This window comes from Arthrobacter horti (genome assembly GCF_030731045.1).
Taxonomy (GTDB): Bacteria; Actinomycetota; Actinomycetes; order Actinomycetales; family Micrococcaceae; genus Arthrobacter_E; species Arthrobacter_E nanjingensis.
Genome location: NZ_JAVALS010000007.1, coordinates 48328 through 59951, shown reverse-complemented (window position 1 = coordinate 59951; position 11624 = coordinate 48328). Strand labels below are relative to the sequence as shown.

Sequence of the window (11624 nt, the reverse complement as noted above, 5' to 3'; positions counted from 1 at the left end):
AAAAACATGTCTATCTACCTGAACAAGGACTCCAAGGTCATCGTCCAGGGCATCACCGGCGGCGAAGGCACCAAGCACACCGCCCTGATGCTCAAGGCCGGCACCAACGTGGTCGGCGGTGTGAACGCCCGCAAGGCCGGCACCACCGTGCGCCACCACGCGAATGACGGTTCCGCCGTCGAGCTCCCCGTCTACGGCACCGTCAAGGAAGCCATGGCGGAGACCGGCGCCGACGTTTCGATCGTCTTCGTGCCGCCGGCATTCACCAAGGACGCCGTGGTCGAGGCCATCGAGGCCGAGATCGGCCTGATCGTGGTCATCACCGAAGGTGTGCCCGTGCAGGACTCCGCAGAGTTCTGGGCCCTGGCCCAGTCGAAGGTGGACGCCAACGGGCAGCAGATCAGCCGCATCATCGGCCCGAACTGCCCCGGCATCATCACCCCGGGCGAGGCGCTGGTGGGCATCACCCCCGCCAACATCACGGGCAAGGGCCCGATCGGCCTGGTTTCCAAGTCCGGCACCCTGACCTACCAGATGATGTTCGAACTGCGTGACCTGGGCTTCTCCACGGCCATCGGCATCGGCGGCGACCCGGTCATCGGCACCACCCACATCGATGCTCTGGCTGCCTTCGAGGCTGACCCGGAGACCAAGGCGATCGTCATGATCGGTGAGATCGGTGGCGACGCCGAGGAGCGTGCCGCGGACTTCATCAAGGCCAACGTCACCAAGCCGGTTGTCGGCTACGTGGCCGGCTTCACCGCTCCCGAGGGCAAGACCATGGGCCACGCAGGCGCCATCGTCTCCGGCTCCGCGGGCACGGCCCAGGCTAAGAAGGAGGCCCTCGAGGCCGCGGGCGTGAAGGTCGGCAAGACCCCGTCCGAGACCGCCAAGCTGCTGCGCGAGGTCTTCGCGGCGCTCTGAGTTCGTCTCTTTCACGCAGACTGCCCGCCGGGATTTTTCCCGGCGGGCAGTCTGCATTAAAGTCATCCCAATTTGGCCCGGCCTGACCGACAGGTGGTTCTCCCGGGGGCGGAACCTCGATACAATCATCGCGTGTTCCGTAGCATGCGCGATTTGAAGTCAGTGACGCTCGAAGCAATTCGAAGGAATGGCCGGGAGATTGCGTGGACCGCGCCATGGATGAACCTTGGAAATTATCTGATGCTGGGGTTGTGGGCGCATAAGTCTGCTGGCCGGAAAGTACTGCGCCATCCTGGCCATGACCTGCTCGATTTGTTTCCATTGTTCAGCGAACGGTATCTGCTGGCCGAGAGCCGGGTTCGTTTCATGGATCAGCGGGTCATGCCGTGGTCCGGGGGAGGGAGCAGGGAAATCGACTGGTCTCAACTGTCGGTGTTTGTGCGCGAACAACTGTTGCCAGGGTCACCCCTCCATGATGGCGGCAGTGGGCGCCAAGGTCAGCTTGTCGTCAATGTGCGCCGGGGCGACTACTACTCGGTAGAGCAGAATCGTCAGACTTTTGGCATCAATATTCCGGCCTACGTTTCTACTGCGGTCGCGACGGCAATGGACGATGGCTGGCTGCCCTCCTCTATTCTGGTGGTGTCAGACGATCCTGGATGGTGTCGCGAGAATCTCCACGGAATTCTCGGGGCGACTGCGCCGGTTTCATATCGTCCGCCGAAGGACCCGATCGGGGATCTCCAGGCCCTGATTCATGCGGAGCGTCTGATAATCCCAAATTCCACGTTCTCCATGTGGGGTGGGTACATCGGTGACGAATTGCATCCCGGACGGCAGGTATACGCCCCATGGATTTTTGCGCGAGGCATTAACGGAGGCGAAGGACAGGAGTACAAGCCGGAGTGGACGATCATCAGGGACATTCCCGGCGGCTGGGGCCTGATCTCTGAGTGAGTCCGGGCGCTGAAGCGGCCCTCACGGACTCCCAGGGTCCCGTCAGCCACGAGACAGCACTCACCCAAAGCTGAGGCTCACTGTAGAGGGTGACCGGTCAGTCCGACCGGCCACCCGCCGTCGTACGGGGACGCCCGCAGTGACGGCCGACGCTAGGAGGATCATCTATGGCCATCACGAAGAAACTCATTCTCGGAGTCACCGGCGGAGCGCTCGCGCTCGGAGCCGTCACCGGCCTGGCCGGAACGGCCATTGCGAGCACGGCCGCCGTCGCTCAGCGCGCGACGCCGGCCGCTGCCGTGACCGCCCAGCCGACGGGCAAGCACGGCCAGGAGAACCTGGCCCAGGAGCTGGCCGCCAAGCTGGGCATCGAGCAAAACAAGGTGGAAGCGGCACTGAAGTCCTTCCGCCAGGCGAATCCCCGTGACAAGGGTGCCGAGGAGAAAGCGGAGAACGCCGCCGCCCGCAAGGCCGAGCGGACGGCCCGCCAGGACGCCCTCGTGAAGTCGCTCGCGTCCAGCCTGGGCGTGAGCGAATCGAAGGTGAACGACGCCTTCGCGTCCATCCGGAGCGATCATCAGGCGCAACGGACCGCCGCACTGAAGAAGGAGCTGGACGCCGCCGTCGCAAGCGGGAAGCTGACCCAGGCCGAGGAGGACGCCGTCCTCAAGGCCGACGGCCTCGGCCTGCTGGGCGGCGCGGGCCACCGAGACTGACAGCGTCTCTCTTCCATCGACGACGACGGCGGGGTGCCCGGGGGGGCCGGCGCCCCGCCGTCGTTCCTTTGAGCCGGCGATTCACAGCTGCAGCCCAGCGCTCCGCAAGCCAGATCCCAACTTGGCGGGGGAGAGTGGAATGTATCGGGCCACCCGGCCCGGAAGGATTCCGCACCAGGAGCGTGATGCCGATCGAGCCAGCCCTTCCCTTTACTACCCAAACCCCGTCGTCAGCCCCGGACGCGGCCTGCTGTGGTCACAAACAGTCGCCGCCCATCCCCGGGGCCGACGGCGTTAACGGGCGGGGGAGGGCCGGGCCGGCAGCCGCCGGGCTACCATGGATGTGACGCGGCTCACGCGCCGGCCTCCGGGCAGCACTGAGGGGGATTCATGGAGAACGACGGCGCCGCCAAGCCCACGCTGATCGGCTCGGTAGTGCGCGCCCTGGAACTCGTGGACGCCATCGGGGCGTCCTCCCGCCCACTGCCCGCCAAGCACCTGGCCCGCGCCCTGGGCCTCTCCCTCGGGACCACCTACAACCTGCTGCGGACCCTGGTCCACGAAGGTTACGTGGCCCAGGAGCCGGACGGATTCGTCCTGGGAGCCGGCCACCCGAGCCAGTCCGCCGCGCAGCCCGGCGCCCGGCTGGCACGCGTCCGCGCCGCACTGACCGGCCTGCGCAACGAGCTCAACGCCGCCGCCTATCTCAGCTGCTTCGAGGACGGCGAGATCGACATCCTGGACATCGTGGACGGTCCCCGCGCCCCGCGCGTCGACCTCTGGGTGGGCGTACAGGAAAGCGCCCACGCCACCGCATTCGGCAAGCAGATCCTGGCCGCCCTGCCGCTGTCGGGCCGCAAGGACTACCTGGACCGGCACCCGCCCGTGCAGCTCACCCCGTTCACGGTCCACACCACCCGGGAACTGGAACGGCGGGCCTCCCTGTCCCCGGCCGTGAGTGTCGAAGAGCAGGAGTACTCCCTGGGCCACCGCTGCATCGCCGTGCCCGTCCTGGCCCGTGGCTTCACCGGATCCCTGGCCGTCTCCATCCCGGCCGATTCCCGCACCTCCCCGGCTGTGCTGGCCGGGAGCCTGACCCGTCACGCCCAGAGTCTCGCCCTGCACCTGGGCGCCTGAGCGGCGCTCGCCGCACGAGTTCACCATCTGAAATACCGGCCCTGCCGACACGGGGGCCTCCGTTCCTACAGTGGGTCCATCAGCAGCCCGGGCACCGTCGCCCGGGGAGAGTGTTGGAGGAACCATGACCGTTCAGGACACCGCGGTGAGCGCTTCGAGCCTCACCGTGCAGGAGCGCCGCGAGCTCCTGCGCACCATGCATCTGATCCGCTCCTTCGAGGAGGCCATCCTCCGCGACTACCACGCGGACAAGGCCCCGGCCTGGGACATCGGGGCGGGCCTGATCCCCGGCGAGATGCACCTTTCCGCAGGTCAGGAGCCCGTGGCGGCCGGAATCTGCGCCCACCTGACCCGGGACGACGCCGTCACCGCCACGCACCGCCCGCACCACATGGCCATCGCCCACGGCATGGACCTGGACAGGCTGGCAGCGGAGATCTTCGGCCGGGAGACGGGCCTCGGCAAGGGCCGCGGCGGGCACATGCACCTCTTCGACCCGGACACCCATTTCTCCTGCTCCGGAATCATCGCCGAAGGCTACCCACCGGCCCTGGGCCAGGCCTTCGCCTTCCAGCGGCGGCAGACCGACCGGATCGCCGTCGCGGTGACCGGTGAGGGCGCCGCGAATCAGGGCGCCTTCCACGAATCCCTCAACCTCGCCGCCCTCTGGAAGCTCCCCGTGGTGTTCGTGGTCGAGGACAACGACTGGGGCATCTCCGTGCCACGCGCCGCGTCCACGGCGATCGCCTCCAACGCCGACCGCGCCGCCGCCTACGGCATGCCGGGAATCAGGGTGGAGGGGAACGACGTCGAAGCGATCCACGCCGCCGCCGCGGAAGCCGTCGCACGGGCCCGGTCGGGCGACGGGCCCACGCTGCTGGAGATCCACACTCTTCGCCTCTGGGGCCATTTCGAGGGGGACGCTCAGGGGTACCGGCCGGAACTCTCCACCGTGAACGAGCACGACCCCATCCCCGCCTACCAGGCTCGCTTGGTGGCGGACGGTGTCCTCAGCGACGAGGACGCCGCAGCACTGAAGGAGGAAGCCGTCGCGCGGGTGGACGCCGCCATCGGCTTCGCCAAGAACTCACCCACACCCCAGCCGGAGGAAGCCCTCCGTTACGTCTTCGTGGAAGGTGCCTGACATGACCGCCACCGCAGTGAACCCCAGTGGACAGACGCCTGCCGAGGAGCAGCGCGCGGCCGCCGCGCCGTCGTCGTTTCCCGTGGAACCGGACCCCGGAACCCGCCGACTGAACACCGCCAAGGCCATCCAGGAGGCCATCGGCTCCCAGATGGAGCAGAACCCGGAGGTCTTCGTGATGGGGGAGGACGTGGGGGCCTACGGCGGCATCTTCTCCTCCACCACGGGCCTGCTGGACCGTTTCGGCGCCCAGCGCGTGATCGACACCCCCATCTCCGAGACGGCGTTCATCGGCATGGGCATCGGCGCCGCCGTGGAGGGCATGCGGCCCGTGGTGGAGCTGATGTTCGTGGACTTCTTCGGCGTCTGCATGGACCAGATCTACAACCACATGGCCAAGATCCATTACGAATCCGGCGGCAACGTCCGCGTCCCCATGGTGCTCATGACGGCCACCGGTGGCGGCTACTCGGACGGTGCGCAGCACTCGCAGTCACTGTGGGGGACGTTCGCACACCTGCCCGGAATGAAGGTGGTGGTCCCGTCCAACCCATACGACGCGAAGGGTCTCATGACCGCCGCCATCGCCTCGGATGACCCCGTGGTATACATGTTCCACAAGGGCGTCATGGGCCTGCCGTGGATGGCCAAGAACAAGCGGTCCATCGGTGCCGTGCCGGAGGAAGACTACCTGGTCCCGATCGGCAAGGCCCGTGTGGCCCGGGCTGGCACCGACGTCACCATCGTCACGCTGTCCCTGTCCGTGCACCACAGCCTGGACGTCGCCGAACAGCTGGCGGGGGAGGGGATCAGCGTGGAGGTCCTGGACCTGCGCAGCGTGGTCCCGCTGGACCGTGAGGCGATCGTGGCCTCCGCGGCGAAGACCGGGCGCGTGATCGTGGTGGATGAGGACTACCAGTCCTTCGGCCTCTCCGGCGAGATCGCGGCCACGCTGCTGGAATCCCCGGACGCCCGCGGTGCCGCGTTCTCCCGGGTCTGCGTCCCGGACGTCCCCATCCCGTACGCGCGGGAACTCGAATACGCGGTCCTGCCCACGCACGCCCGCATCGAGGCGGCCGTCCGCGCGGCGGTGGGCGCATGAGCGCCGAGGTCCTCTTCCCGCAGCTGAGCGGCGACGGCGGGGCGGCCGGCGTCGTCGCCACCTGGTACGTCGGCACGGGCGAGCCGGTCACGGCAGGTCAGCTGATCGCCGACGTCGCGGTGGAGAAGGTCGACGCCGAAGTGCTGGCTCCCGCCTCCGGCATCCTGACCCAGCTGGTCGCCGAGGAGGCGGAGGCCGCTGAGGGCAGCGTGATCGCCACCATCGGCTGACTCACCTCCTCCCCGTTGCCTGTGCAGACGTGGTTGCGTTTCGGCTGGAATAGCGACCACATCTGCACAGGCAGCGGGCGTCAGAGCAGGGCGTCGGCCCGGCGCAAGGCAGCCTCCACTCGCTGGACGATCCGAGGCTGACGGCCCTCCAGATCCCTGGACCCGACCCTGACCTGTTCCCAGCCGAGTTCCCTGGTCCGTACCTCCCGTTCGATGTCCCGAAGGTACTTTTTGCCCTCCCCGTGGACCTCGCCGTCGTACTGGATGCTGATCCGCGCATTTCGATACCCGAGGTCAGGCCAGACCACAGCGCGCCCGTTCCGGTCATAGAGCACGATGTTGAGTTCGGGTTCCGGCAGTCCATGACGCCTGAGAAGAAGCCTCGCTTTGGTTTCACGGGGCGAATCGGCTCCGACCCTGATGAGTTCAAGGGCGGCGCGGGCCTTGACGATCCCTTGCTTCTTTCCGTGTCTCCGAAGGACGGACTGCAGGTCATCCACGGTGCAGATGGGCACTTTCGGAAATGGATGATCCGGACCGTGTTCATTGACCAGATGGTCTCCTGCCACCACCAGATCCCAGAGTGTCAAAGTCCGGGCCAAGTCCAGCCAGGTCCGGGCAGGGCTGGTGATCCGCAGCCCGTGGAGCATGACCACCTCATCAGGAAACAGGACCGTCCGATGACCCACCACCCCTGCGCGTCGGGCCTGAGGCCTGTCGCTGTCCCTCGACACGTGAATGAGTTCGTCAACGTCCGCAGGAAGCGGGATCCCGCCCACGGACGCGGCGGTCACGTCTGAGATCACGGATTGGTCATCGAGGTCCGTATAGCCCCGCAGCGCCAGCACACGCTCCAGCTCCTTGCCCAGGGGACGTCGGATACCGCGGGAGACCTTCTCCAGATCCCCGCCACGGAGCCGTCCTCGTGTCATTCCGGCGTCCATGGCTTCCCTGGTGGTGAATGACCTCATGGAGAACTGTCCGGTCAGTAGAGTCTTCATACACCCACGACACCAGAGCCAGCTTGCATGTACCGGAACAACCGGCGCCATGTGGAGGAGCCGCAGGTTCAGCCGTCCTCAGGCTTGTCGGTTCCCTGTCGTTGCCTGTGCAGACATTGTCGATCTGACGGCCGAAAAACGACCACGTCTGCACAGGCAACGCGGGGGTCAGAGAGTGACAGGGCGGTCCAGGTGGGTCGGGGCGAACATGCGCAGCTTCGTCTCCACGACGACGACGTTCGGCCCCTCCGCGGCGAACGCGTCCCGGAGGGCGCCCTCCACGTCGTCCGCGGAGACGCGACGGGCCGGGACCCCGAAGGACTCCGCCAGCTTCACGAAGTCCGGCCGGGTCAGTTCGGTGGCCGTGGCTTTGCCGAAGGAGCCCTCCATGTACTCACGCAGGATGCCGTAGCCGCCGTCGTCCACGATCAGCCAGGTGACCGGCGTGCCGTGCTGCCGCGCCGTGGCGAGCTCGGAGATCGAGTACATCGAGCAGCCGTCGCCGGACACGGCCAGGACGCGCTCGCCGGAGCCGTCCGTCCCGAGCCCCTGCGCCCCGCCGATCGCCGCCCCGAACGCCCAGCCGATCCCGCCCGCGCCCTGGGCCGAGTGGAACTGCCCTGACCGGGAATCCCAGCAGCTCCAGCCCCAGTACGCGGAGATGGTCATGTCCCAGAAGGTCTGCATGCCATCCGGCACGGCCGAGCGGATCGCCGCCATGAAGCCGAGTTCGTGCTCCAGACCCTGCCCGGCCAGGCGCTCGCGGACCGTCTGAAGGGCGGTGGCGACCACTTCGCGCGGCGAGGCGCCGTGCCAGTCGCGGGCCGCGCCGTCGTTCTCCTCAAGGCGGCGTACGACGGCGGCGTGCAGCGCCGGGAGGGCGAGGCCGGCGTCGGCGTGAATGCCGAGCGCGGGGTGGTTGGACTCCAGGACGCGGGCTTCCGCGTCCACCTGGATGAGGCGGCCGCGCGGAGCGAGCGTGAAGTAGTTGGAGGTGACCTCGCCGAGCGAAGTGCCCACGGCCAGGAGCACGTCCGCGTCCTCGGCGAGTTCACTCATGTGCACGTCTTCGATCCAGGACTGCAGGGACAGGGTGTGCTCCCAGGGGAAGGCGCCGTTGCCGCCCGGGGTGCAGATCACGGGCGCGTCCAGCGCCTCGGCGAGGCTGAGGAGCGCCTCCTCGGCACCTCCGCGGCGCACCCCGCCGCCCGCGATCACGAGGGGCCGCTTCGATCCGGCCAGGAGCCGGGCGGCCTCCTCCACGAGCTCGGCGCGGGCGGGCACGGCGGGGATCGCGGCCGTCACGTCCTGAACCGGCGGGACGTCGACCGGCGCCAGAAGGATGTCCTGCGGGACCTCCACCCAGACGGGGCCCTGCGGGGCGGTGATAGCTTCGGTCCAGGCCTCGCGCAAGGCCGAAGGGATGGCTGCGGCGTGCTGGATGGTGCGCTGGGACTTGGTGACCTGGGAGGCGGCCAGCCGCTGCTCGTCGAGCTGGTGCAGCATGCCCCGGCGCCGCGCGCCCAGACCCGCGGCCGGGATCTGGCTGGCGACCACCACCACGGGCACGCCGGTGGCGTAGGCCTCCTGCAGCCCGGACAGCGAGGTCAGGGCTCCGGGACCGGTGGAGAGGAAGAGGACGCCGGGCGCTCCGGTGGCGCGGGAGTAGCCGTCCGCGGCGAACGCGGAGTTGTTCTCGATGCGGCTGGAGACGAAGTGCAGACGGCCGCGGCCCATGGCGTCGAAGAGTCCCAGGGCGTGCTGGCCGGGGATGCCGAACACCGTGCGCGCACCGAGCGCCTGCAGGGTCTCCACGACCAGGTCGCCACCATTGCGAACTGCCGTCTGAACTGCTGCGATGTCCTGTTCCACGCTCATGTTCTCCCCTTCGTGCCGCGCTCCGTCACCGTGACCTGAGCAACATCCATGCTACCCAGGAGTTTTCCAATATGCACCCGATATTGCTTATTTGTTGACTTTTCAAGCGTAGGAAACCTAACCTTGTGTCAGTCGTCACGCGCGGTCGTGACATGCATTACCGGAGTCGATCAGGGGACACCATGGACGGAAACATCATCAATTCGGGGATCGTGATCCTCTACCTCGTGGCCATGCTGGCCTTCGGGTTCTGGGGCAAATCGCGGACCAAGAACAATAGCGACTTCCTGGTGGCCGGCCGCCGCCTCGGCCCCATGCTCTACACGGGCACCATGGCGGCCGTGGTCCTCGGCGGCGCCTCCACGGTGGGCGGAGTGGGCCTGGGCTACAAGTTCGGCATCTCCGGCATGTGGCTCGTGGTGGCCATCGGCATCGGCGTGCTGCTGCTCAGCCTCCTCTTCGCCGGCATGATCCAGAAGCTGCGGATCTACACGGTCTCCCAGATGCTCACGCTGCGCTACGGCACCCGTGCCACGCAGACCTCCGGCATCGTCATGCTGGCCTACACGCTCATGCTCTGCGCCACCTCCACCAGCGCCTACGCCACCATCTTCGTGGTCCTCTTCGGCTGGGAGCGCTGGGTCGCCATCGCCATCGGCGGTGCGATCGTGCTGATCTACTCGACCATCGGCGGCATGTGGTCCATCACCCTGGCCGACCAGGTCCAGTTCTTCATCAAGACCATCGGTGTCTTCTTCCTCATGCTGCCCTTCGCCCTCAATGCCGCGGGTGGTTTGGACGGCATCAAGCAGCGCGTGGACGCCTCCTTCTTCCAGTGGGACGGCATCGGTGTCCAGACGATCATCACCTACTTCGTCGTGTACACCCTCGGCCTGCTGATCGGCCAGGACATCTGGCAGCGCGTCTTCACCGCCAAGACCCCCACCGTCGCCCGCTGGGGCGGCACCACCGCCGGCGTGTACTGCGTGCTCTACGGCCTGGCCGGCGCCGTGATCGGCATGGCCGCCCACGTGGCCCTCCCGAACATCGACGTGAAGAACCTCGGCAAGGACGTCGTCTACGCGGAGGTCGCCACCCACATCCTGCCGGTCGCCATCGGCGGCCTGGTGCTCGCCGCGGCCGTGGCCGCCATGATGTCCACCGCCTCCGGCGCCCTGATCGCTGCCGCCACGGTGGCCCGCACCGACGTGGTTCCGTTCGTGGCGGGCTGGTTCGGCAAGAACGTGGCGATCCAGCACGACCGCAACCCGGAAGAGGACGTCAAGGAGAACCGCCTCTGGGTCCTGGGCCTGGGCGTCGTCGCCATCATCCTGGCCATCCTGGTCAAGGACGTGGTCGCCGCCCTGACCATCGCCTACGACATCCTGGTGGGCGGCCTGCTGGTCGCCATCCTGGGCGGTCTGATCTGGAAGCGCGGTACGGGCCTCGGCGCCGCGGCCTCCATGGCGGTGGGCACCGTGGTCACCCTCGGCACCATGATCGTCCTGGAGATCAACGCCAAAGTCCCGCTGGACGGCGTCTACGCCAACGAACCCATCTACTACGGCCTGATCTCCTCCGCCGTGGTCTACCTGGTGGTCTCCCTCTTGACCCCGGCCACGGACGCCAAGGTCATGGCCGCTTGGACCGAGCGCCTGGCCGGCGCCCACGCCGAGGATGAGGTGGACGTCCCCGCCCACTGACGCGGACTGAATCAACGACGACGGCGCGGCCGCCTTCCGTACGGAAGGCGGCCGCGCCGTCGTCGCAGGTGGAGGCGTGTTCGCGCAGGGCGGATGCGGCTTGCGGCGCTTTCGCCATAGTCTGACGGAGTGGAAACCAGGACAGTGAACGCCGGGCATCAGGTGGACAGGCAGTCCCGCATCTTGGATGCGGTGCTGGAACTCCTGTCGCGCCGCGGCATCTCGGGCGTCAACATGCGGGCGGTGGCGAGTGAGGCCGGCGTCGCGCTCGGACTCGTCAACTACTACTACGCGGACAAGCCGAGCCTCATCCGGGCCGTCCTGAGCCGGATCGGTGAGAGCGACCTGCGGCTCGTCGCCCCTGACCCGGACGCCCTCCCTGATCAGCAGCTCCGTGATGCGCTGAGGCGGGTGGCGGCGCCGGAGATCCTGACCACCCAGTACTTGTCCCTGCGTCTCCACCTCTGGGCGCTCGCGCAGGCGGACGCGGAATTCGCCGCGATCAACGATGAGGCGTTCGACCAGTACCTCGACGGGGTGGCGGCACTGATCTCCAACGCCCGGCCGGAGCTCTCTCCTGAAGAGTGCAAGAACCGTGCCGCGGACATCGTGGTGGTGCAGAACGGCATGTGGCTGACCTCCCTTCTGGGCATCGACAAGTCATCCATCGAACGGAGCATCCTCCGCACCGAGGAGATCGCCTTCGCCACGTAGCGGTCCCGGCCGGCTGCTGTTCCACATGACGGCATTGTGACGGCCTGGTTTCAGCGCGCCCGGAAACAGTCCCGTCCGCCGTCAGCCCGGGACTCAGTGGCTGAGAGCGGGCTCACGT

At 67.6% G+C, this 11624-nt stretch carries 11 protein-coding genes; 9 read left to right on the top strand and 2 right to left on the bottom strand.

Annotation, left to right across the window (positions count from 1 at the left end):
• Positions 1-6: 6 nt before the first annotated feature.
• The 7 genes from sucD to Q9R02_RS11055 all read left to right on the top strand — a co-directional run bounded on the left by sucD (position 7) and on the right by Q9R02_RS11055 (position 6210).
• Complete coding sequence (sucD, locus tag Q9R02_RS11085; protein WP_305996754.1) at positions 7-924, top strand: succinate--CoA ligase subunit alpha; 918 nt, start codon at positions 7-9, stop codon at positions 922-924.
• A 132-nt stretch (positions 925-1056) separates the two neighbouring features.
• Positions 1057-1881 carry an alpha-1,2-fucosyltransferase gene (locus tag Q9R02_RS11080; RefSeq protein WP_305996753.1) on the top strand — a complete coding sequence of 275 codons (825 nt, stop codon included), beginning with the start codon at positions 1057-1059 and terminating at the stop codon, positions 1879-1881.
• A 167-nt stretch (positions 1882-2048) separates the two neighbouring features.
• Positions 2049-2597, top strand: a complete 549-nt coding sequence (locus Q9R02_RS11075; protein ID WP_305996752.1) for a hypothetical protein — start codon at positions 2049-2051, stop codon at positions 2595-2597.
• A gap of 390 nt (positions 2598-2987) precedes the next feature.
• Entirely contained in the window at positions 2988-3734 is a 747-nt protein-coding gene (locus Q9R02_RS11070; protein ID WP_305996751.1) for an IclR family transcriptional regulator, read from the top strand.
• 124 nt (positions 3735-3858) lie between these two features.
• The gene (locus Q9R02_RS11065; protein ID WP_305996750.1) at positions 3859-4878 is read left to right on the top strand and encodes a thiamine pyrophosphate-dependent dehydrogenase E1 component subunit alpha; all 1020 of its coding nucleotides are present in this window, start codon (positions 3859-3861) and stop codon (positions 4876-4878) included.
• A 1-nt stretch (position 4879) separates the two neighbouring features.
• Complete coding sequence (locus Q9R02_RS11060; protein ID WP_305996749.1) at positions 4880-5980, top strand: alpha-ketoacid dehydrogenase subunit beta; 1101 nt, start codon at positions 4880-4882, stop codon at positions 5978-5980.
• Positions 5977-6210, top strand: coding sequence for a biotin/lipoyl-containing protein (locus tag Q9R02_RS11055; protein ID WP_305996748.1), 234 nt, complete (start codon positions 5977-5979; stop codon positions 6208-6210). Before Q9R02_RS11060 ends, Q9R02_RS11055 begins: the two co-directional genes overlap by 4 nt.
• An 80-nt stretch (positions 6211-6290) precedes the next feature.
• Here Q9R02_RS11055 and Q9R02_RS11050 read toward each other — a convergent pair whose 3' ends face one another.
• Both Q9R02_RS11050 and Q9R02_RS11045 read right to left on the bottom strand, forming a co-directional pair.
• Entirely contained in the window at positions 6291-7142 is an 852-nt protein-coding gene (locus tag Q9R02_RS11050; protein ID WP_305996747.1) for a putative endonuclease domain-containing protein, read from the bottom strand.
• 237 nt (positions 7143-7379) lie between these two features.
• A complete protein-coding gene (locus tag Q9R02_RS11045; protein ID WP_305996746.1) occupies positions 7380-9089 on the bottom strand; it encodes a thiamine pyrophosphate-binding protein in 1710 nt (569 codons plus the stop codon).
• Positions 9090-9271: 182 nt separating this feature from the next.
• Between Q9R02_RS11045 and Q9R02_RS11040 the strand changes: the two genes are divergently transcribed.
• Positions 9272-10792 (top strand): sodium:solute symporter family protein, encoded by a 1521-nt coding sequence (locus tag Q9R02_RS11040; RefSeq protein ID WP_305996745.1) that lies wholly within the window; start codon positions 9272-9274, stop codon positions 10790-10792.
• Between the two features lie 129 nt (positions 10793-10921).
• Positions 10922-11506 (top strand): TetR/AcrR family transcriptional regulator, encoded by a 585-nt coding sequence (locus tag Q9R02_RS11035; protein WP_305996744.1) that lies wholly within the window; start codon positions 10922-10924, stop codon positions 11504-11506.
• Positions 11507-11624: the final 118 nt, after the last annotated feature.

Bases quoted from the DNA above. Each gene is read 5' to 3' on its own strand.
- sucD (WP_305996754.1), top strand. From the start codon at position 7: ATGTCTATCTACCTGAACAAGGACTCCAAGGTCATCGTCCAGGGCATC.
- Q9R02_RS11075 (WP_305996752.1), top strand. From the start codon at position 2,049: ATGGCCATCACGAAGAAACTCATTCTCGGAGTCACCGGCGGAGCGCTC.
- Q9R02_RS11070 (WP_305996751.1), top strand. From the start codon at position 2,988: ATGGAGAACGACGGCGCCGCCAAGCCCACGCTGATCGGCTCGGTAGTG.
- Q9R02_RS11065 (WP_305996750.1), top strand. From the start codon at position 3,859: ATGACCGTTCAGGACACCGCGGTGAGCGCTTCGAGCCTCACCGTGCAG.
- Q9R02_RS11060 (WP_305996749.1), top strand. From the start codon at position 4,880: ATGACCGCCACCGCAGTGAACCCCAGTGGACAGACGCCTGCCGAGGAG.
- Q9R02_RS11055 (WP_305996748.1), top strand. From the start codon at position 5,977: ATGAGCGCCGAGGTCCTCTTCCCGCAGCTGAGCGGCGACGGCGGGGCG.
- Q9R02_RS11050 (WP_305996747.1), bottom strand. From the start codon at position 7,142: ATGACACGAGGACGGCTCCGTGGCGGGGATCTGGAGAAGGTCTCCCGC.
- Q9R02_RS11045 (WP_305996746.1), bottom strand. From the start codon at position 9,089: ATGAGCGTGGAACAGGACATCGCAGCAGTTCAGACGGCAGTTCGCAAT.
- Q9R02_RS11040 (WP_305996745.1), top strand. From the start codon at position 9,272: ATGGACGGAAACATCATCAATTCGGGGATCGTGATCCTCTACCTCGTG.